Origin of the sequence: Streptomyces sp. NPDC002232, from assembly GCF_042890295.1 — a bacterium.
GTDB lineage: Bacteria > Actinomycetota > Actinomycetes > Streptomycetales > Streptomycetaceae > Streptomyces.
In genome coordinates, this window is record NZ_JBIARV010000004.1 from 170,152 (window position 1) to 189,859 (window position 19,708).

The window sequence follows — 19,708 nt, forward strand, 5'->3', positions numbered from 1 at the left end:
TGGGGGCGCCGCTCCCGGCGACCGGGGTCACCGGCCGGACGTCACTTCCCGAGCCACGCGTGGTGGACGGTCACCGTCGACGTGTTGCCCCGCTTGTCCGTGACCTTGGCGGACAGCGCGATGCCGCTGTCCTTGGCCGGGCTCTTCACGGAGATCAGACCGCCCACGACCTTCACGGACTGCCAGGTCTTCCCGTCGTCGTAACTCACCGCTACGGCGAGCGACGTGAGGTTCGCTCCGGCCGCCGCGCCCTGCACGGTCACCGGGACCAGGACCGGGACGCGCTCGGGAAGCCGCGAGCCCAGGTCGACGGGGGCCGCGAAGCGGACCGTGGACACCGGCAGCGCCGTGGTGGACGCGACCTGCCCCGAACGGAACGTGAAGCCGGTCTCGATCCGGGTGGAGACCGCGCTCGCCTTCGCCGGACGCTCCACGGAGGTCGTCAGCCGGTACTCGGCGTCCGCGGCGTCCACCGCGAACGGCTCGTAGCCGCTGAGCGGGTCGGTGCTCTCGGCGACCTTCATCCCGTCGCGGTACAGCGTCGAGGTGGACGAGGTGTACGGGACGGTCCCGGCGTGGCCCGCGCCGTCGGAGGAGAGCGGCACGGCGCCGACGATCCGCTGCGCGCCCGTCACCGGGTCGACCGTACGGAAGACGCCCATGCCCTCGCCCAGGAGCGGGCCCACGACACCGGTGCCGAAGGTCTCGCGGTACGTCCGGCCGGCCTCGTAGCGCTTCGGCGCGACCATCTCCCAGGCGCCCTCGAAGGCCGGGTAGCCCCACTCGTCCTTGTCGCCCAGCTGGTTGTACCGGGTGAGCCACCTCGCGCCGTCACCGGTGGAGACGTAGAAGGTGCGCGTGCCCGGCGCCGGCTGCGGCGCGGAGAACCCGTTGCCCTCCGGCGCGCCCGGCAGATGGGCGTACGGGGAGGCCAGCGCGGTCTTGCCGGGCGCGGAGGCACCGAGCCCGACCTTGAGCGTGGCCAGCTCGCTCGCCTTCACGTGCTTCGTGTAGCCGGTCGCGACCGTGCTCGTCTTTCCGCCGTAGGCCACCGAGTACTGACTGGTGGCGTCCTTCAGGAAGTGCGCGTCCCAGGTCTGGAGCATCGAGCCGTCGGTGACCGCCGGCCCCATGTGCGCGGTGCGGAAGCCGGTGAAGCCCCGCAGGACCCAGCCGTTGCCGACGCGGCCGGCGGCGGTCGCGACCTCGTAGTAGGTGCCCGCGTAGTCGGCCTTGGCGATGCCGGGCACGGTCAGGTCCACCGGCCTGGTGGTGCGCGCGTCGGAGATGACGGTGGTGTCGCCGGTGATCTCCAGCTTCGGCTGCGCGATCCAGTCGGTGCCCGCCGTGTAGTCCGACGGGTCCTGGTAGACGGCCGTGTTCAGGGTGTACGAGCCCTTGGGCACCCGGATCGTGTGGGCGCCCGGCTCGTCGTCGACACGGGCCTGGAACTGCGCCGCGGGACCGCCGACGCCGGTCAGCGTGGTGGCGAAGTTCCGCGCGTCGGCGCCGTCGCGGCCGAGGGTCCGGACCGTGAGGTCGTACGACTCCGCCTCCCGGACCGCCACCGCGGCCGTGCGCACGGACCGGCCCGCGCCGGTCGCCGTGACGTAGCCCGAGTAGGTGCCGTCGGCCTCGCCGACGCGGGTGTCGGCGACGAGGTCCACCTCGGCGGTGCCGCCCGCGGGCACGGTCACCTTCGAGGCGCCCAGCGTGAAGAACCCGGCCGGGGCGGGCTTGCCCGACGGGTCCACGGTGGACACCGAGAGGTCCAGGGTGACGTTCGTGTCCCCGAGGTTGCGGTAGGCGACCTTCTTGGCGACGGGCTTGTCGTCCTGGTGCGGCCAGAGCGCCGTGCCGTAGTTCAGCGACACCGGCTCGGCGATGACGTCCACGTTCAGCGCCTGATCGACCTGGACGCGGCCCGTGCCCTGCTGGAAGGCCGTGTAGGCGCCGCCCTTCGTGGAGCCGGTCAGGGCGCCCTTGAGCTCGCCGGACTTCCAGTCCGGGTGCCGCTGCTTCAGGAGGGCGGCGGCGCCCGCGACGTGAGGGGTGGCCATGGAGGTGCCGTCGATCGCGAGGTAGCCCGGAGCGGGGTGCGGCGTGCCGGGGCGCGTGTCGATGGCGCTGCCGGGGGCGGCGGCCGCGGTGATGCCGACCCCGGGCGCGGTCAGGTCCGGCTTGACGGCGCCGTCGCCGACGCGCGGACCGGTGCTGGAGAAGGGGGCCAGACGGTCGTCCGCGTCCACGGCGCCGACGGTCAGCGCGGAGTCCGCACTGCCCGGGGAACCCACGGTGGACGACCCCATCTCGCCCTCGTTGCCCGCCGCGACGGCGAACAGGATGCCCTTCTCGGCGGACAGCCGGTCGACCGTCGCCTCCAGCGGGTCGACGCCGGGGCTGTCGGGGCTGCCGAGGCTGAGGTTGACCACGTCCGCGCCCTCGGCGGCGGCCCACTCCATGCCCGCGATGACGGCCGAGTCGTCCCCGAAGCCGTCGTCGTCGAGGACCTTGCCGCTGATCACCCTGGCGCCGGGGGCGACCCCCTTGAACCGGCCGCCGGACAGGGCGCCGGTGCCGACGGCGATCGACGCGACGTGCGTGCCGTGGCCGACGCGGTCCACGGCGTCGGCGGAGGCGGAGAAGTTCTTCTCGCCCACCACCTGGGTCCTCAGGTCCTCGTGGGTCCGGTCGACCCCGGTGTCGAGGACGGCGATCTTCACGCCCGTGCCGTCGAAGCCGGACGCCCACGCCTTGTCGGCGCCGATCTGCCGGACGCTGCGGTCGAGGCTCGCGCCGCGCACCCCGTCCAGCCACACCTTGGCGATGCCGGAGGCGGTGGCCCGCAGCCCGCCGGGCCGCGGGTCGGTCAGCGCCTCCCACACCCGGGCCACGTCCGCCGGGGAGGTGCGGACGGCGTCGGCGCCGAGCGTCGGGAAGGTACGGCGCAGCTGGGTGTCCCCGGCCGAGCGGACCCCGGCGCGTGCCGCTCCGGCGCCCCCCTCGTACTGCACGATCAGCTTGAGCCCGGCGCGGTGGCTCCTGCGCAGGCGCGGATCGGTGAGCACGTCGAGGTCGAAGAGCCGCTGGTCGAGGCGGCCCGTGGAGATCAGCCGCCGCGCGTCGGCGGGTACGACGAGCGTGTGGTCCCCGGTGCGCTGCACCTGGACGGGTATGCGTTCGCGGCCCTTGGCGGCCTCGAAGCCCACCATCCGGCCGGCGGCGTCCACCACCACGCGGTCGCCGGTGACGAGCGGGATCCGCTCCGTCCCGCCGGGGCGTGCGGTGTCGCCGGGCGGGGTCGCCGTGGCGACGGCGACCGCCGTCGCGGGGCCTGTCATGCCTGCCACGAGGGCCACCGATGTGGCCGCCGCGACGGTGAAGGCGCGTGCTCTCTGCACCTGTGCGCGCAAGTCTCCCCCAGGAGCTTGGGATGAGGTCGGGTGAGGTGTTCCGGCCGGGGCCGCGAGGGCGCCCGTCACCGGTCAGCGCAGTATGTGAGGACCGGAAGGCGTGATCAACGCGGGTGGGGGAGCGGGGCGTTGATTCCCATGGTTTCCGGCCACCGTGCGAGGCCCGCGTGCGATGGGGCCACGATGGGAGTGTGACCGGACCATGACGGCGGGGCGATCCTTGCGCGACGGAGGGTCCCTCGGACCGTGCCCGGGGCAGTCCCCACGGGCTTTTCGCGGACCCGCGTCCGGGCGGGGGAGCGCGCCCTTCCTCTTGGCCGTTTCCGTACCGGGGACGGGTGTCGTCCCGGGTACGGAAACGGCCGGCGGGGCGGGTGTCGTCCCGGGTACGGAGCACGGAGACGGCCGACAGGGCGCCGCGCTCCGCCCGCCGCCGCTACGGGCGGGCGTCGAGCCAGCTCAGCTTGTGTCCGTACAGCACGCGCTGGCAGTAGTCCGTGCCCGCCGGGTCGGCGGAGTCACGGTTCGCCGTGCAGTCGGAGGCCGACGCCGGGCGGTGCTCGGAGAGCGACCACAACCGGCCCGTGCCGCGCTCCACGTAGAGGTCCTCGGCGCCCCGGGCCGTCTTGACGGCCGCCCCCTTCGCGACCAGCGAGCCGCCGCTCCAGTTGAACCGCCAGAGGTTGCCCGGCTCGTCCGTGCCCTTCGACTCGTTCACGTACAGCGTGCCGTCCTGGGCCGCCGCGCCCTGGGCGCCGCCGCCGGAGAGCGGCAGGTAGTTCGCCCAGCCCTGCGCGGTCACGTCGGCGGAGCGTCCCTCCAGGTCCGCGACGGGATACGAGGCGATGCGGCCGGTGGACTTCAGGTCGCCCTGCGGACGGCAGTATTCGCCCATGAGCAGACGGTCCGGCGTGGTGCTGCGGTCGAGCGAGATGTACGAGGCCTTGGGCGCGCCGGTGTCGACGCAGGCGTACGAACCCGCCGGATTGCCCTGCTTCGCCTTGAACTTCCACGCGGCGACCTGCGGCATGACGTAGCGGTAGCCGAAGCTGTACCAGACGTTGTCGTGCCGCCCGACCTTGGTCTTGTCCTCCGTGTTCGCGGTCGTCCTCACCCCGTCGGTGTCGCTCCCCATCGCGTCGTGCGTGGTGGGGTCGCCGTCGGGGTCGAGGTCCATGATGGTGCGCAGGTCGAAGACGCGCAGGCCGTTGCGGGTGTCGGCGACGTACAGGTAGTTGCCGTACCAGACGATCCCGCCGGCGTGGACGCCCTTCTGGATCGGGTACTCGGAGGCGTGCAGGCCGTCGAAGGAGACGTGGTCGGCGGAGTTCACGTAGGTCCAGCCCAGCAGGACGTGCCGGTACCTGACTTCCGACACGCCCGAGGCCGGGTTGACCCGGCTCTGCACGAAGGTGATCCGGACGCCCTTCTGGTTGCAGGCGTCGTCGGCCTCCAGCTCCGCCTCGGTGCAGTCACCGGTCGCTGGGTCCGGGTCGTCCTCCCGGCCCGGGTCCCAGCCGTCGTACGAGGCGAAGAGCTGGATGTTCCCGGCCGAGCCCCACAGCTCGTCGTCCTGCGCGTCGGAGACGCCCGTGAGGCCCTGGGGGACCCACTCCCGCGAGACGGAGTCGTCGTTCTGAAGGCAGTACTTGATGTCCGGGTCCGGTGCCGTGCCGAACGGGTCGCGCGAGCACCACGGCTGCACGGTGCGGTTCGCCCCGGTCAGCAGGTTCTGCACGCCCGACTTCGGGAGGACCGAGTCCAGGCGGGCGACGCGGGAGGTGGTCTCGGCGTTGAGGGCGCCGGGCGACAGGGTGAAGTCGCCGGGCGAGGCCGGGCCGCCGGGCACGCTCGCGGCGGCCGTGAACGCGGCGGGCGGCGCCTCGGTCGCCAGCGGCTCCTGGACCGTCGGGTCCGAGGAGCCCGCCGGGACGTCCTGGGCCCGGGCCGGGGAGACCAGGGCGGTGAGCGCGAGCGAGGCCGCGACGGCCGCCGTGAGCCAGGCGCGGCGTATTCGCCTTGAGGGCATGCGGGGTTGCCTCCGTCGGTCGTGTGTCGAACAAGTGCGAACGGAGCGTTCCAGAACGCCGGAGCGGAAGGCCACCCGGCCGGGGCGTCGCCAATGCCCGCTATGGGCGGGGCGGTTGGGGTGAAATCGCCTCTTCGGGAGGTCCCCGGGCGCAAGACCTGCCGTCGATCCCCACACGATCCACACCGCGTCGGCGAGGGGCGGCGCGCTCCTATGATGGACTGATGTGCGCCCACCGAATCGACCGTCCGTCAGATCTCGACGTGGTCCGTGACTCCTACGACCGCGTGGCCGACAACTACGTGGAGATGGTGCTGACGACGGGGGTGGGCGACATCCGCCGCCATCCGTGGTTCAAGGCGGCCGTCGACGCCTTCGCCGACAGCGTCGGCGACTCCGGGCCCGTCCTGGACGCCGGCTGCGGACCCGGCACCGTGACCGCGTACCTCGCCGCGCGCGGACTCGACGTGACCGGGGTCGACCTCTCCCCCCGCATGATCGAGAACGCGCGCCGGCTCCACCCCGGGTGCCGCTTCGACGTCGCCTCCGTCACCGAACTCGACCTCGCCGAGGAGTCCCTCGCCGGCGTGCTCGGCTGGTGGTCGCTGTTCAACCTGCCGAGGGAGGTGCTCCCCCAGGTCCTCGCGATGTTCGCGCGCGCCCTGAAGCCGGGCGGCCACTTCATCACCGCGACCCACGTGGGCGACGAGGACTTCCGGCGCACCGAGGCCTACGGCGGCGTCCCCGTCCGCTGGACCACCCACAAGTGGCGTCCGGAGCAACTCGTCGCCCTGATCGAGGAGGCCGGCCTGCGTCCGGTCGCCGAACTCCGCGTCCCCGCCGACGAACACACCGGCCCGGGCGTGGTGGTCATGGCGCGACGCCCCTCCTGAGGACACGGTCGGCGGCGGCCGTGCGGGGGCAGGCCGCCCTTCCGTGAGACGCGGCGGCCCCCGGCGAGGAGAATCACGGCCATGCGCATTCTGATCATCACCGCCGGTTCCCGGGGCGACGTCGCGCCCTTCACGGGCCTGGGGCGGCGGCTGCTCGACGCGGGCCATCAGGTCGCGGTGGCGGCCCACGCCTCCTTCGCCCCGCTCGTCCGAGGGTGCGGACTCGAACACCGCACCGTCCCCGGGGACCCGCAGGCGCTGATCCGGGGCTGGGCACGGGCCGCGTCCCCGGCCGAGAGAGGGGCGCTGACGAGGGCGTACGCGGACGGGCTCGCCGACGGCGTGGCCGACGCGGTGGCGGCCGGAGCCGACCTGCTGCTCACCGCCCACGGCCCGGCGCCGCTGAGCCGTACCGCCGGAGAGGCCTACGGCCTCCCCGTCCTCGGCACCTTCCTGGTCCCGTCGTTCGCCACCCGGAGGTTCCCGCTGCCCAACTCCCGGGGCACCGAGGAACCGGGGCCGGAGGGCAACCTCGCCGAGGGCCGCGACGTCCTCAGGCGCGCCGAGAACGTCGTCGCGGGCGCCGTGACCCGGCTGCGCGACCGCCTCGGGCTGCCCGAGGACACGCCCTCGGCGGCCGCGGACATCCGGCCGGCCTTCCACGGCTACAGCCCGCTGGTGCTGCCCCGCCCCGACGACTGGCCCGCCGGGGTCGAGGTGTCGGGCTACTGGTGGCCGGCCCGGCCGGACGGCTGGCGGCCCCCCGCCGAGCTGGCCGACTTCCTCCAGGCCGGTCCGCCGCCGGTGTTCCTCGGCTTCGGCAGCATGGCGCCGGGAGAAGGGGAGCGGCTCAGCGCCGTCGTGGCCGAGGCGGTACGGCGGGCGGGCGTGCGCGCCGTCGTGCAGGCGGGCTGGGCGGAGCTGGGCGGCGCGGGCGCCGACGTGCTGTCCATCGGCGACGTGCCGCACGACTGGCTGTTCCCGCGCACGGCGGCCGTCGTCCACCACGCCGGCGCGGGCACCACCGGGGCCGCGCTGCGGGCCGGCGTCCCCGCCGTGCCCGTCCCCGTCATGGCCGACCAGCCCTTCTGGGCGGCCCGGCTGCACCACCTGGGAGTCGCCCCCCGGCCCGTACCGTTCGGGGACCTGACCGCGCGGTCCCTCGGGGACGCGATCACGGCCTGCGTGTCCGAACCGTCCCTGCGCCACCGCGCGGCCGAACTCGCCCGGGGCATCACCGCGGAGGACGGCGCGGGCGCGGTGCTCGCCCACCTCGCGAGACTGGCCTGACCGACGGGGGCCCGAACGCGCGGGCCGGGGCGGCCACCCGACCTAGTCCACGGGCCGGCCGGTGTTCCGCAGCATCTGGCGGAGGACCTTCAGCGTGGTGACGTAGTCGGCGTCGTCGATGCCCTCGTGGATGCGGGCGCGGATCGCCGGACCGTACCGCTTCAGTTCGAGGCGGGCCGCCTCGCCCGCCTCGGTGATCCACAGCAGGCCCTCGTCGTCGAGGCGGAGTCTGCCCTGCTCGACGAGCGTGTGCGCCGCGGTGGTGAGGTCGTCCTCCGGCCTGAGGTAGGAGCGCATCGCCTCCCGCAGCTCGGGGACGGTCATGCCCCGGCCGTCGGCCGACAGGTCGTTCGCCGACAGGTTGCGCAGGAGCCAGAACTGGGGCTGGGTGAAGCCGTGTTCGGCCTGGCGCTCGCGGGTGAAGGCGATGAGGGCCTCGTAGGCCAGTCCGGTCCAGTACGCGGCCGGCTGGGTGGCGAGCTGGGTGTCGGTGAGCGGGGAAGTCGTCATGTCCGGTGCTCCTCGGGGGTGTTGTGGGCGATGACGAAGACCGTAGAACCTGAAGTTAAGTCGAGGTCAAGCCTGGAGTGGCGGAGGGCGGGGGTGCCTGCGTGAAAGCCGGCCCCCCCGCTCCTCAGGCCGCGGTCAGGCCCAGGTCCGCCGCGAGACGGGCGCGGTGCCAGGCGGGTGGGCCGAAGAGCTGCGCCGCGCCGTGCGCCCGCTTGAAGTAGCGGTGGGCGTCGTGCTCCCAGGTGATGCCGATGCCGCCGTGCAGCTGGATCATCTCGCCCGCCACCGACGAGAACGCCTCCGAGCAGGCCGACTTGGCCGCCGCCGCGAGCCGGGTGAGGCCCGGATCGCCCGCCGCCGCGGCGAAGGAGGCGCCGAGCGCCGCCGAGCGGGCCGACTCGACCAGGACGTAGGCGTCCGCGAGACGGTGCTTGACCGCCTGGAAGGAGCCGATCGGCCGGCCGAACTGGACCCGCTCCCGGGCATAGGCCAGCGTGAGGTCGAGGCAGCGCGCGGCGGCGCCGACCTGCTCGGCGGCGAGCGCCGCGCAGGCCAGGTCGAGGACGTGCGCGAGGACCCGGCCGCCCGCGCCCTCCGCGCCGACGAGCCGCGCCCGCGCCCCCGTGAGCTCCACCCGCGCCTGCGCCCGGGTGGAGTCCATCGTCACCCTCGGCGAGCGGGTCACGCCGTCGCCGTCCACGGGCACCTCGAAGAGCGAGACCCCCGCTTCCGTACGGGCCGCCACGAGCAGCAACCCGGCCTCCGCACCGCCGAGGACGTGCTCCTTGGTCCCGGTGATCCGCCACTCTCTGCCGGGCCCCGCCGTCGCCTCCGCGCGTACGGCCGAGGGATCCCAGGAACCGTTCTCCGCCCAGGCCAGCGCCCCCACCCCGGTGCCCGAGGCCAGCTCCGGCAGCAGCCGCGCGCACGCCTCCGGATCGTCCGACGCGAGCAGCGCGGGCACCACGAGGACGGCGGAGCCGAGGTACGGGACGGGACTCAGCCCCCGCCCCAGCTCCTCCATCACCACGTGGACCTCCCCGGCCCCGTACCCGGCGCCGCCGTACTCCTCGGGGACGGCGAGCCCCGCGACGCCGACCTGCTCGGTCAGCGGCCGCCAGGCCGCCTCCCCCTGGTGGCGGGCGAGCACGGCCCGTACGGCGGACCGCAGTTCCTCCTGTTCCTCCGTCGGCCTCATGCCTCTGCTCCTCTCGATGCGGTACGGGTGGGGGAGTGCTCGGGCGTCGGGTCCTCCACGGAGAGGTCCCGGCCCCGGGTCCCGGCGGTGCGCCACACGGCGAGCGCGGTCACCGGACCGCACTCGACGGCGAGCGGGCCGGGCGGGGATGCCCGGCCCGGATCGTCGGGCACCGCGCGGGGCGGTCGGTCAAGGGGCGAGGACCCGGGCGCGGCAGGCCGCGGGGGTGCCCCAGGCGTCGCGGAGGGGGCGTGCCTTGCGGATCCACAGGGCGAGGTCGAGCTCCTCCGTGTAGCCGACGGCCCCGTGGAGCTGGAGGGCCGTGCGGGCGGCGGCGTACGCGGCCTCACCCGCCGTGACCTTCGCCGCGGCGACCTCGACGGAGGCACGGCCCGACCCCTCGGCCAGGGCCAGCGCCGCCGCGTGGAGCAGCGGCTGGGCGAACTCCAGCGCGATCAGCGTGTCGGCGAGGCGGTGCTTCACGGCCTGGAAGGAGCCGATGGCCACGCCGAACTGGGTGCGCTGCCGCACGTACGCGACGGTCCGGTCGAGCAGGGCCCGGCCGAGGCCCAGGCACTGGGCCGCGGTGGCCAGGGACGCCACCTCGGCGGCGTGCGAGGCGGCGGCGGCCACCGCCGGGCCGCGCGCCAGGACACCGCCGCCGAGCGGCCGGGCCAGACGGCGCGCGGGGTCGGCCGAGGGCTGGACGGGGCCGGCCCGCTCCGCCAGGCGCACCGTGTCGCCCTCGACGACGAGCACGGCGTCGGCGGTGTCCGCGTCCAGGGCGTAGGGGCTTCCCGCGTCCGGCACGCACAGGGACACGACCGTCTTTCCCGAGGCGATCTGTGGCAGCAGCGCCGCGCAGGCGCCGTCGCCGAGCCGGTCCAGGAGCGCCGCCGCGGCGACGGTCTCCACCACCGGTCCGGGCACGGCGTGGCGGCCCAGCTCGGTGAAGGCGACGGCGAGTTCGACCGGCAGCGGGCCGAGTCCTTCGTGCCGCTCCGGCACGGCGAGGGCGAACACCCCCGCCTCGGCGAGCCGTGACCAGAGCGCGCGGCCGGGCACCGGGTCGCCCCCGGCCCAGGCCCGTACGGCCGCGGGGGTGTCGGCCGAGGCGAGCATGGCGTCGAGCGAGCGGGCGAACTCCCGCTGCTCGTCGTCGAGGAGGAACCGCATCACCGGCGTCCCTTCGGGAGGCCGAGCAGCCGCTCGGCGATGATGTCGCGCTGGATCTCGTTGGTTCCGGCGTAGACGGGTCCGGCGAGGGAGAAGGTGTGGCCCTCGGCCCAGCCGCCGTGCGCGGGCGCGTCCCCGGCCGCGTCGGACAGTTCGCCGTAGGGTCCGAGCAGGTCGAGCGCGGTCTCGTGGAGCGCGATGTCGAGCTCGGACCAGAAGACCTTGTTGAGGCTGGACTCGGCGCCGATCGCGCCCCCGGCGGCGAGCCGCGAGACGCCTCCGTAGGCGGACAGCCGGTAGGCGCGCGCCCCGATGACGGCGTCGGCGACCCGGTCGCGCAAAGCGGTGTCGGAGGGGTCGGCGGACTCCCGCCACAGCGCCGTGAGCCGCTCGGCGGCGGCGGTGAACCGGCCGGGGCTGCGCAGGGTGAGCCCGCGCTCGTTGCCCGCGGTGCTCATGGCGACCCGCCAGCCCTGTCCCGGCGCGCCGATCACGTCCTCGTCGGGCACGAACACCTCGTCGAGGAAGAGCTCGGCGAAGGCGGGCTTGCCGTCGAGGCGCCCGATGGGCCGGACGGTCACGCCGTCGGCGTCCAGCGGGAACATCAGGTAGGTGAGGCCCTGGTGGGGCTTCGGGGTGCCGGGTTCGCTGCGGAAGAGTCCGAAGGCGCGGTCGGCGAAGGCCGCCCGGGAGGACCAGGTCTTCTGGCCGCTCAGCAGCCAGCCGCCGTCGGTCCGCCGGGCCGTGGAGCGCAGCGAGGCGAGGTCGGAACCGGACTCGGGCTCGGACCAGGCCTGGGCCCAGATGACCTCGCCGCTCGCCATCGAGGGCAGGACGCGGGCGCGCTGCTCGTCGGTGCCGTGCTCGAAGAGCGTGGGCGCCAGGAGGTTGATGCCGTTCTGGCTGACCCGGCCGGGGGCGCCGGCCGCGTAGTACTCCTCCTCGAAGACCAGCCACCGCAGGAGCGAGGCGCCCCGGCCGCCGTACTCCTCGGGCCAGGAGACCACCGACCAGCGGGCGTCGGACAGGGTCCGCTCCCAGAGCCGGTGGGCGGCGAAGCCCTCCTCCGTCTCCAGGGAGGGCAGGGGCGTGTCGGGCACATGGGCGGCGAGCCAGGTCCGGGCCTCGGCCCGGAAGGCGTCGTCCGCCGCGGAGAAGTCGAGGTCCATCAGGCTCCCGCCGCCTTCATCGAGGCGATGTCCATGCCGCCCAGCGCGTCGGGGGCGGTCTCGGCGTTGTGCGCGTGGGCGAGGTGGTGCAGTCCGAAGACCGAGTCCATGCCGGTGTGCAGGCCCTGGAGGTCCTCGGCCTGGTTGACGGCGCGCTTGGTCAGGGCCAGGCCTATGCGGGGCATCTCGGCGATCCGGTGGGCCAGTTCCATGGTCCGCTCGGTGAGTTCCCCGGGCGGTACGACCCGGTTGACCATGCCGAGCTCGTAGGCGCGCCGGGCGCCCATCCGGTCGCCGGTGAAGAGGAACTCCTTGGCGACGCGCGGGGGCATCACCCACGGGTGGGCGAAGTACTCGACGCCGGGGATGCCCATGCGGACGACGGGGTCGGCGAAGAACGCGTCCTCGGCGGCGACGATGAGGTCGCAGACCCAGGCGAGCATCAGCCCGCCCGCGACGCAGGCGCCCTGGACCGAGGCGACCATGGGCTTGGGCAGTTCGCGCCAGCGTCGGCACATGCCCAGGTAGACCTCGGACTCGCGGGCGAAGCGGCTCTCCGCGCCCCGCTTGTCCGAGTGGTCCCACCAGAGTCCGGCCTTCCGGTCGAACGGCAGGTGGGCGTCCCGCTCGGGGGTGCCGATGTCGTGGCCGGCGGAGAAGTGCTTCCCCGCTCCGGCGAGCACGACGACCTTGACCTCGTCGTCCTCGGCCGCGCGGTAGAAGGCGCGGTCGAGGGCGTACGTCATCGCGGAGTTCTGGGCGTTGCGGTAATCGGGCCGGTCCATCGTGACGACGGCCACCGGGCCGAGGCGTTCGTAGCGGACCGGCTCCGTGGATGCGGTGCGGGCAGCGGACATCCGCCCTCCTTCCCTAACAAGTGTTTGGTAGGTTAACGTACGGCCATGAGCAACGTCGAGGAGTTCCGCAGAGAGGTCCGCGGCTGGCTGAGCGCCAACCTCACGGGCGAGTTCGCCGCCCTGCGCGGCCGCGGCGGCCCCGGACGGGAACACGAGGCGCACGCCGAACGCCTCGCCTGGGAACGACACATGGCCACCGCGGGATGGACCTGCGTCGGCTGGCCCGAGGAGTACGGCGGACGGGGCGCGACCCTCGAACAGCAGGTCGCCTTCCACGAGGAGTACGCCCTCGCCGACGCCCCCGCCCGCGTCAGCCACATCGGCGAACAGCTCCTGGGACCCACCCTCATCGCCTTCGGCACCCCCGAGCAGCGCGCCCGCTTCCTGCCGGGGATCGTCACCGTCACGGAGCAGTGGTGCCAGGGCTACTCGGAGCCGGACGCCGGCTCCGACCTGGCGAACGTCCGCACCCGCGCCGAGCGCGACGGCGACGACTGGGTCGTCACCGGCCAGAAGGTGTGGACCTCACTCGCCCACGAGGCAGACTGGTGCTTCGTCGTCGCCCGCACCGAGCCGGGATCGACCCGCCACCACGGCCTGTCCTACCTGCTCGTCCCCCTGGACCAGCCCGGCGTCGAGATCCGACCCATCGTCCAGCTCACCGGGACCTCGGAGTTCAACGAGGTCTTCTTCGACGGCGCCCGCACACACGCCTCCCACGTCGTCGGCGCCCCCGGCGACGGCTGGCGGGTGGCCATGGCCACCCTCGGCTTCGAGCGGGGCGTGTCCACCCTCGGCCAGCAGGTCGGCTTCCGCCGCGAACTGGAGGCCGTCGTCGAGCTGGCCCGGCGCAACGGCGCCGCCGCCGACCCGCTCGTCCGCGACCGCATCGCCCGCGCCTGGATCGGCCTGGAGACCATCCGCTTCAACGCCCTGCGGATGCTCGACGGCGCCGCCGCCGGAGCCCCCGGCCCCGAGGCCTCCATCGGGAAGATCTTCTGGGCCACCTGGCACCGGGAGCTGGGCGAACTCGCCATGGACGTCTGCGGCGCCGCGGGCATGCTGGCCGACGGCGCGCCGTACGACCTGACCGACTGGCAGCGGCTCTACCTCTTCTCCCGCTCCGACACCATCTACGCCGGCTCCAACGAGATCCAGCGGAACATCATCGCCGAGCGCGTCCTCGGCCTGCCCAAGGAGGTCCGCCCATGACCGGCGCCCCACCCCCCTACCTGCCGGGCCACGGTCTGCTCGCCGGCCGCACCGCCGTCGTCACCGCCGCCGCCGGCGCCGGCATCGGAGGAGCGACCGCCCGACGGCTCCTGGAGGAAGGCGCCCGCGTGGTCCTCTCCGACGCCCACGCCCGCCGGCTGAAGGAGTCCGAGGCCGAACTCGCCGCCGAGTTCGGCCCCGACCGCGTCGCCGCCCTGCCCTGCGACGTCACGGACGAGACCCAGGTCGCCGCCCTGTTCGACCTCGCCGTCGACCGCCACGGGCGGCTCGACATCGTCGTCAACAACGCCGGCCTCGGCGGCACCGCCGACCTGGTCGACATGACCGACGCCCAGTGGGACAAGGTCCTCGACGTCACCCTCAACGGCACCTTCCGCTGCACCCGCGCCGCCCTGCGCCGCATGAAGGCCGAGGGCGCCGGCGGCGTCGTCGTCAACAACGCCTCGGTCGTCGGCTGGCGGGCCCAGCGGGGACAGGCGCACTACGCCGCCGCCAAGGCCGGAGTGATGGCCCTCACCCGCTGCGCCGCCCTGGAGGCCGCGGCCTACGGCGTACGGGTCAACGCCGTCTCGCCGAGCCTGGCGATGCACCCGCACCTCGTGAAGGTCACCACCCCCGAACTCCTGGAGGAACTCACCTCCCGCGAGGCCTTCGGACGCCACGCGGAGCCGTGGGAGGTGGCCAACGTCATCGTCTTCCTGGCCAGCGGCTACTCCTCGTACCTGACGGGCGAGGTCCTCTCCGTCAGCAGCCAGCACCCGTGAGACCGGCGCCGGAGCGGCGCCGCGAGATCCTGGACACGGCGGCCGAGGTCTTCGCCGCCCAGGGGTACGACGCCACCACCGTCCGCCGCATCGCCGACGCCGCCGGCCTGCTCGCGGGCAGCCTCTACTACCACTTCGACTCCAAGGAGTCGATGCTCGACGAGATCCTCCGCGCCTTCCTGGACGGGCTGTGGGCCCGGTACGACGCCGTGCTCGCCGCGCTGCTCGGCCCCCGGGAGACCCTGGAGGCCCTCGTCACCGAGTCGTTCCGGGAGATCGACCGGCACCGCGCCGCCGTCGCCATCTACCAGAAGGAGTCCCGGCACCTGCGGGAGCAGCCGCGCTTCGGCTATCTCGCGGGCTCGCAGCGGAGGTTCGAGGAGGCCTGGCTCAGGACCCTGGAGCGCGGCGTGGCCGCCGGGGTCTTCCGCGCCGACCTCGACGTCCGGCTCACCTACCGCTTCGTGCGCGACACCGTCTGGGTCGCCGCGTCCTGGTACCGGCCGGGCGGACAGCACAGCCCGGAGGAGATCGCCCGCCAGTACCTGTCCATGGTGCTGGAGGGCGTCGCCCTCCGTGACGGACATCGGACGGACGAATGACGTACGAACAAGGAGTGACCATGGCCGAGGCCTACATCGTCGAAGCGGTACGCACCCCGGTCGGGCGGCGGAACGGCGGACTGTCCGCCGTCCACCCGGCTGATCTCGGAGCACACGTCCTGAAGGCGCTGATGGAACGCTCGGGCGCCGACCCGGCCGCCGTGGAGGACGTCGTCTTCGGCTGCCTGGACACCGTCGGCCCGCAGGCCGGCGACATCGCCCGCACCAGCTGGCTGGCCGCCGGACTGCCCGAGGAGGTCCCCGGCACCACCGTGGACCGGCAGTGCGGCTCCTCGCAGCAGGCCCTGCACTTCGCCGCGCAGGGCGTCCTGTCCGGCACCCAGGACCTGGTCGTCGCGGGCGGCGTGCAGAACATGTCGATGATCCCGATCGCCTTCGCCAGCCGTCAGGCCGCCGACCCGCTCGGCCTCACCGACGGCCCGTACCTCGGCTCGGAGGGCTGGCGCGCCCGCTACGGCGACCAGCCCGTCAACCAGTTCCACGGCGCCGAACTGATCGCCGCCAAGTGGGACATCTCCCGCCGCGACATGGAGGAGTTCGCCCTCCGCTCGCACCAGCGGGCCGCCCGCGCGATCGACGAGGGCCGCTTCGCGCGCGAGATCGTCCCCTACGGCGACGTCACCACCGACGAGGGCCCGCGCCGGGACACCACCCTGGAGAAGATGGCCGGTCTGAAGGCGCTGGTCGAGGGCGGCCGGCTGACCGCCGCGGTCTCCTCGCAGGTCTCCGACGGGGCCTCGGCGATGCTGATCGCCTCGGAGCGCGCCGTACGCGAGCACGGTCTGACGCCCCGCGCCCGCGTCCACCACCTGTCGGTGCGGGGCGAGGACCCGATCCGCATGCTGTCCGCCCCGATACCGGCGACGGCGTACGCCCTGAAGAAGGCCGGGATGACGCTCGACGAGATCGACCTGGTGGAGATCAACGAGGCCTTCGCCTCGGTCGTCCTGGCCTGGCTCAAGGAGACCGGAGCCGACCCGGAGAAGGTCAACGTCAACGGCGGCGCCATCGCGCTGGGCCACCCGCTCGGCGCCACCGGAACCAAGCTGACCACCACCCTCCTCCACGAACTGGAGCGCACCGGCGGCCGGTACGGCCTCCAGACGATGTGCGAGGGCGGTGGTCAGGCGAACGTGACGATCATCGAGCGGCTGTGACGCCCCACGGGCCGCGCGCCGGAGCGGTCATCCGGCGTCCGTGACGCCGCCGCCGAAGACCCGCTGCCAGACCGTGTGATCGGTGCGGGGGCCTCCCGGGGTCTCCGCGCCGTACACCTCGATCTCCGCCTCGATGTCCAGAGGGAGCGTGGGAGAGGTCATCGTCGTCAGCTCCCCGGCCACCGCGTGGTCGGGCACCAGCCAGCACACCTCGAACTCGATGCCGTCCGGGTCCCGGGCGTACAGGGCCTTCGTGGAGGCGTGGTCGCTCGCCCCCGTCAGGGCTCCCGCCTCCGCCAGCCGCGTCCGCGTCCGCCGTAGTTCGGCGAGGGTGTCCACCTCCCAGGCCAGGTGGTAGAGGCCCACCCGCCCCGTGGCGGACCCGGCGCCGCCCCCGGGGGACCGGAACAGCCCGAGGTCGTGGTCGTTCGCGGAGCCCGCCGCCTGGAGGAAGGCCGCCCCGGGGAACGCCTGCGGCAGCGGCCGGAACTCCAGGACGTCACGGTAGAAGGCGAGACTCCGCTCCAGGTCGGAGACGAAGAGGACGGCGTGGTTCAGCCGCTGGATGGGCATGGCGGTTCCGTTCGGTCAGGTGTGGTGCGGTGCGGTTCGGTTCGGTTCGGTTCGGGTGGAGCGACTCAGGTCCGCCGGGGTGAAAGCACCCCGGCGGACCTGTGCGTGCCGCGGTCGGCCCCCGGCGGGGGCGCGGTCAGTCCCAGGCGGTCAGCGCCCGGAGCGTGGCGTGGGCCTCCCGCATCAGCCGGTCGACGAGCTCGGCGCAGGAGGGCAGGTCGTCGATCAGTCCGGCGACCTGCCCGGAGGCCATCACGCCGAGGTCGGTGCGGCCCTCGACCATGGACGCCTTGAGCAGCATCGGCGTGTTCGCGGCGAGCAGGATCTGGCTCCACGTCAGGTCCTTGCCGTGCTTCATCGCCAGGCCGTCGCGGACCATCTGCGGCCAGCTCATGCCGGACTCGCGCCGGAAGGCCGCCGCGTGCCGGACCGCCCGCAGCAGCGAGGCGGCCCGGCCCGACCGCTCCAGCGCGTCGACCAGCTCGGTGCGGAGCATCCGGTGCGGCAGCCCGTCCACCTTGGTGGTGACCGTGATGTCGGTGACCGCCGCGTCGAGGTAGCGGGCCTTCACCGCGTCGGGGACCGTGCTGTCGGAGGTGAGCAGGAAGCGCGTGCCCATGGCGACGCCGGCCGCGCCGTAGGCGAGGGCCGCGACCAGGCCGCGCCCGTCGTGGAAGCCGCCCGCCGCGACGACCGGGATGTCCACGGCGTCCACGACCTGGGGGAGCAGGACGGTGGTGGCGACACTGCCGGTGTGGCCGCCGCCCTCCCCGCCCTGCACGATCACCGCGTCGGCGCCCCAGGCCGCGACCTTCTCGGCGTGCCGTCTGGCCCCGATGGAGGGGATGACGACGACCCCCGCGTCCTTGAGCCGGGCGATCAGCTCGCGGGACGGGGCGAGCGCGAAGGAGGCGACCCGCACGCCCTCGTCGATGATGATCCGGGCCCGCTCGGCCGCGTCCCCGGCGTCGGCGCGCAGGTTCACGCCGAAGGGCGCGTCGGTACGGGACTTCACCTCGCGTACGGCCGACCGGAGCTGGTCGACGGTCATCGTCGCCGAGGCCAGGATGCCGAGCGCCCCGGCCTCGGCGGTGGCCGAGACCAGGCGGGGGCCCGCGACCCAGCCCATGCCGGTCTGCACGACGGGGTGGCGCACCCCGACGAGTTCGGTGAGCCGGGTGGCGATGACGGCGTCGCTCACGAGGGGACCTCCCGGTCGCGCAGCCCCTTCGGGTCGATCTCCTCGCGGATCAGCCGCAGTTCCCCGGCCGTGGGCTCGCGGGTGTACGGCACCTCGTCGGGGACGGTCAGCGCGAAGCCGGTGGCCTCCCGGACCTGGTCGACGGTGACGCCGGGGTGCAGCGAGCGGAGCCGCAGGGTGCGGTCCGGGGTCTCGAAGTCGAAGACGCCCAGGTCGCTGATGACGTCCGGGATCCGGTGGTACCGGGTCGCGGAGGGGCCGGCCGCGGCGGCCCGGTCGTGGCCGACGCCGCAGACCATGTCGACCCGCTCGACGAAGACCCGCGTCGAGTGCTTCGGCACCCAGTAACTGGTCGGGTTGTTCAGGGTGTTGACCGGTGCGCCGCGCACGCCCAGGAGCTGGCGCCTCGGGCGCGCCCAGTCCCCGATGCAGCTGATGTTCTGGTTGCCGTACCGGTCGATCTGGCTCGCGCCCATCATCACGTGCCGGCGGCCGGTGGTGACCATGGCCAGGTGCTGCCGGTAGGGCAGCCAGCCCTCCACCACCCGGGGCGCCGCGCCGACCGCCGGGACGTCGGCGATGAGCAGGGCCTCCCCGTCGGTCAGCAGCAGCTCGGGGGCGAAGGTGAGCTTCGCGAGCCGGGCGCCGATCGTCGGCACGGTGCCCATCGGGCTGGCGAGGACCTCGCCGGCGTCCCGCCACGCCTCGGCGCAGGCGACGACGCAGTACTCGGCGCGGGTGGCCGTCGTGGACGTGCCGGTGCCGCTCATGCTTCCTCCTCGTGGAACGCCGCGACGGCGGCCTGGTAGGCGTCCTCGTCCCCGGACAGGAACCGGGCGGTGAACTCCCGCCAGCCCTCCGGGTCCCGGGCCGCCGTGACGTAGGCGCGCTGGAAGGCCTCGTCCCGGTCGTGGTCGGGGGCGCAGGAGGTGAAGTGCGCGCCGTTCGGGGTCTCGACGACCCCGTCGACGAAGGCCCGCTTGAGCAGCAGCGACTGCGGCCCCGCGTCCTTGAGCAGCTCCTGGGTCTCCACGATCCGCTCGCAGGAGACGTACGCGGTGTCGGCGGCCTCGCAGAAGAGGTCGTCGAAGTACGGGTCGGGGCCCAGGTACTGGCCGTTGCCGTGCGCGTCGGCGCGGTTGACGTGGACGAGCGCGGCGTCCAGGCGCAGCGCGGGGACGGCGACGAGCTCCTCCCGGTCCTCGTACGGGGAGGTGATCGTCCGCAGCGAGGGGTTGACGGTCATCACGTCCGAGGCGAGCCCGGCGCGGATCGGCATGAACGGCAGCCGGTGCACGGCGGCGGTCAGGCCCCACATGACCATCGCCTCGTCCAGCTCGACCAGTTCGAACTCGCCGCGCTGCCGGGCCGCGCCGAAGTGCGGCTCCAGCGGGACGGAGTCGAGCGTGGCGAAGGCCGCGACCAGCTTGCGGATCTTCCCGGCCGCGGCGAGGAGCCCGACGTCGGGTCCGCCGTACGAGACGACGGTCAGGTCGGTGAGGTCCGAGCGCAGCAGCGCCCGGACCAGGGCCATCGGCTTGCGCCGTGATCCCCAGCCGCCGATGCCGATCGTCATCCCGCTCCGGAGGCGGCCCACGACCTCCTCGGCGGTCATCGTCTTG

17 protein-coding genes are annotated in these 19,708 nt (G+C 74.1%); 6 read left to right on the plus strand and 11 right to left on the minus strand.

From position 1 onward, the window contains the following. Positions 1-41: 41 nt before the first annotated feature. Together ACFYXU_RS18805 and ACFYXU_RS18810 are read right to left on the minus strand one after the other, a co-directional pair. A complete protein-coding gene (locus ACFYXU_RS18805) occupies positions 42-3,341 on the minus strand; it encodes a S8 family serine peptidase (protein ID WP_389459638.1) in 3,300 nt (1,099 codons plus the stop codon). Positions 3,342-3,849: 508 nt separating this feature from the next. Continuing rightward, entirely contained in the window at positions 3,850-5,442 is a 1,593-nt protein-coding gene (locus ACFYXU_RS18810) for a hypothetical protein (RefSeq protein WP_389458685.1), read from the minus strand. A 224-nt stretch (positions 5,443-5,666) separates the two neighbouring features. On the opposite strand from ACFYXU_RS18810, the gene ACFYXU_RS18815 reads away from it, so the two are divergent. Then, a complete protein-coding gene (locus ACFYXU_RS18815; RefSeq protein WP_376517451.1) occupies positions 5,667-6,335 on the plus strand; it encodes a class I SAM-dependent DNA methyltransferase in 669 nt (222 codons plus the stop codon). Positions 6,336-6,416: 81 nt separating this feature from the next. After that, positions 6,417-7,625, plus strand: a complete 1,209-nt coding sequence (locus ACFYXU_RS18820) for a glycosyltransferase (RefSeq protein ID WP_389458688.1) — start codon at positions 6,417-6,419, stop codon at positions 7,623-7,625. A gap of 42 nt (positions 7,626-7,667) precedes the next feature. Here ACFYXU_RS18820 and ACFYXU_RS18825 read toward each other — a convergent pair whose 3' ends face one another. From ACFYXU_RS18825 to ACFYXU_RS18845, 5 genes are all read right to left on the minus strand, one after another. Continuing rightward, positions 7,668-8,135 carry a MarR family transcriptional regulator gene (locus ACFYXU_RS18825; RefSeq protein WP_376515435.1) on the minus strand — a complete coding sequence of 156 codons (468 nt, stop codon included), beginning with the start codon at positions 8,133-8,135 and terminating at the stop codon, positions 7,668-7,670. Positions 8,136-8,259: 124 nt separating this feature from the next. Then, entirely contained in the window at positions 8,260-9,333 is a 1,074-nt protein-coding gene (locus tag ACFYXU_RS18830; protein ID WP_389458690.1) for an acyl-CoA dehydrogenase family protein, read from the minus strand. A 189-nt stretch (positions 9,334-9,522) separates the two neighbouring features. Further along, complete coding sequence (locus ACFYXU_RS18835; RefSeq protein WP_376515492.1) at positions 9,523-10,509, minus strand: acyl-CoA dehydrogenase family protein; 987 nt, start codon at positions 10,507-10,509, stop codon at positions 9,523-9,525. Next, positions 10,509-11,678 carry an acyl-CoA dehydrogenase family protein gene (locus ACFYXU_RS18840; RefSeq protein WP_389406040.1) on the minus strand — a complete coding sequence of 390 codons (1,170 nt, stop codon included), beginning with the start codon at positions 11,676-11,678 and terminating at the stop codon, positions 10,509-10,511. The genes ACFYXU_RS18835 and ACFYXU_RS18840 overlap by 1 nt, the downstream gene beginning before the upstream one ends. Beyond that, the gene (locus tag ACFYXU_RS18845; protein ID WP_389458692.1) at positions 11,678-12,535 is read right to left on the minus strand and encodes an enoyl-CoA hydratase; all 858 of its coding nucleotides are present in this window, start codon (positions 12,533-12,535) and stop codon (positions 11,678-11,680) included. Before ACFYXU_RS18845 ends, ACFYXU_RS18840 begins: the two co-directional genes overlap by 1 nt. A 45-nt stretch (positions 12,536-12,580) precedes the next feature. On the opposite strand from ACFYXU_RS18845, the gene ACFYXU_RS18850 reads away from it, so the two are divergent. From ACFYXU_RS18850 to ACFYXU_RS18865, 4 genes are read left to right on the plus strand one after another with little or no spacing between them, the layout of a single operon-like run. Next, positions 12,581-13,747, plus strand: coding sequence for an acyl-CoA dehydrogenase family protein (locus tag ACFYXU_RS18850; protein ID WP_389406039.1), 1,167 nt, complete (start codon positions 12,581-12,583; stop codon positions 13,745-13,747). Beyond that, entirely contained in the window at positions 13,744-14,532 is a 789-nt protein-coding gene (locus ACFYXU_RS18855) for an SDR family oxidoreductase (protein WP_389458694.1), read from the plus strand. The genes ACFYXU_RS18850 and ACFYXU_RS18855 overlap by 4 nt, the downstream gene beginning before the upstream one ends. Continuing rightward, the gene (locus ACFYXU_RS18860; RefSeq protein ID WP_389458697.1) at positions 14,529-15,134 is read left to right on the plus strand and encodes a TetR/AcrR family transcriptional regulator; all 606 of its coding nucleotides are present in this window, start codon (positions 14,529-14,531) and stop codon (positions 15,132-15,134) included. Before ACFYXU_RS18855 ends, ACFYXU_RS18860 begins: the two co-directional genes overlap by 4 nt. Before the next feature lie 20 nt (positions 15,135-15,154). Then, a complete protein-coding gene (locus ACFYXU_RS18865) occupies positions 15,155-16,312 on the plus strand; it encodes an acetyl-CoA C-acetyltransferase (RefSeq protein WP_383789812.1) in 1,158 nt (385 codons plus the stop codon). Between the two features lie 27 nt (positions 16,313-16,339). Here ACFYXU_RS18865 and ACFYXU_RS18870 read toward each other — a convergent pair whose 3' ends face one another. The 4 genes from ACFYXU_RS18870 to ACFYXU_RS18885 form a co-directional block, all read right to left on the minus strand. Further along, positions 16,340-16,885 (minus strand): VOC family protein, encoded by a 546-nt coding sequence (locus ACFYXU_RS18870; RefSeq protein ID WP_389458699.1) that lies wholly within the window; start codon positions 16,883-16,885, stop codon positions 16,340-16,342. Between the two features lie 136 nt (positions 16,886-17,021). Continuing rightward, positions 17,022-18,086: an NAD(P)H-dependent flavin oxidoreductase gene (locus ACFYXU_RS18875; protein WP_389458701.1), complete on the minus strand. Its 1,065-nt coding sequence runs from the start codon at positions 18,084-18,086 to the stop codon at positions 17,022-17,024. After that, a complete protein-coding gene (locus tag ACFYXU_RS18880; RefSeq protein WP_389458703.1) occupies positions 18,083-18,856 on the minus strand; it encodes a CoA-transferase subunit beta in 774 nt (257 codons plus the stop codon). The genes ACFYXU_RS18875 and ACFYXU_RS18880 overlap by 4 nt, the downstream gene beginning before the upstream one ends. Continuing rightward, entirely contained in the window at positions 18,853-19,701 is an 849-nt protein-coding gene (locus tag ACFYXU_RS18885; RefSeq protein WP_389459640.1) for a CoA transferase subunit A, read from the minus strand. Before ACFYXU_RS18885 ends, ACFYXU_RS18880 begins: the two co-directional genes overlap by 4 nt. Positions 19,702-19,708: the final 7 nt, after the last annotated feature.

Bases quoted from the DNA above. Each gene is read 5' to 3' on its own strand.
- ACFYXU_RS18805 (WP_389459638.1), bottom strand. From the start codon at position 3,341: ATGACAGGCCCCGCGACGGCGGTCGCCGTCGCCACGGCGACCCCGCCC.
- ACFYXU_RS18810 (WP_389458685.1), bottom strand. From the start codon at position 5,442: ATGCCCTCAAGGCGAATACGCCGCGCCTGGCTCACGGCGGCCGTCGCG.
- ACFYXU_RS18815 (WP_376517451.1), top strand. From the start codon at position 5,667: ATGTGCGCCCACCGAATCGACCGTCCGTCAGATCTCGACGTGGTCCGT.
- ACFYXU_RS18820 (WP_389458688.1), top strand. From the start codon at position 6,417: ATGCGCATTCTGATCATCACCGCCGGTTCCCGGGGCGACGTCGCGCCC.
- ACFYXU_RS18825 (WP_376515435.1), bottom strand. From the start codon at position 8,135: ATGACGACTTCCCCGCTCACCGACACCCAGCTCGCCACCCAGCCGGCC.
- ACFYXU_RS18830 (WP_389458690.1), bottom strand. From the start codon at position 9,333: ATGAGGCCGACGGAGGAACAGGAGGAACTGCGGTCCGCCGTACGGGCC.
- ACFYXU_RS18835 (WP_376515492.1), bottom strand. From the start codon at position 10,509: ATGCGGTTCCTCCTCGACGACGAGCAGCGGGAGTTCGCCCGCTCGCTC.
- ACFYXU_RS18840 (WP_389406040.1), bottom strand. From the start codon at position 11,678: ATGGACCTCGACTTCTCCGCGGCGGACGACGCCTTCCGGGCCGAGGCC.
- ACFYXU_RS18845 (WP_389458692.1), bottom strand. From the start codon at position 12,535: ATGTCCGCTGCCCGCACCGCATCCACGGAGCCGGTCCGCTACGAACGC.
- ACFYXU_RS18850 (WP_389406039.1), top strand. From the start codon at position 12,581: ATGAGCAACGTCGAGGAGTTCCGCAGAGAGGTCCGCGGCTGGCTGAGC.
- ACFYXU_RS18855 (WP_389458694.1), top strand. From the start codon at position 13,744: ATGACCGGCGCCCCACCCCCCTACCTGCCGGGCCACGGTCTGCTCGCC.
- ACFYXU_RS18865 (WP_383789812.1), top strand. From the start codon at position 15,155: ATGGCCGAGGCCTACATCGTCGAAGCGGTACGCACCCCGGTCGGGCGG.
- ACFYXU_RS18870 (WP_389458699.1), bottom strand. From the start codon at position 16,885: ATGCCCATCCAGCGGCTGAACCACGCCGTCCTCTTCGTCTCCGACCTG.
- ACFYXU_RS18880 (WP_389458703.1), bottom strand. From the start codon at position 18,856: ATGAGCGGCACCGGCACGTCCACGACGGCCACCCGCGCCGAGTACTGC.
- ACFYXU_RS18885 (WP_389459640.1), bottom strand. From the start codon at position 19,701: ATGACCGCCGAGGAGGTCGTGGGCCGCCTCCGGAGCGGGATGACGATC.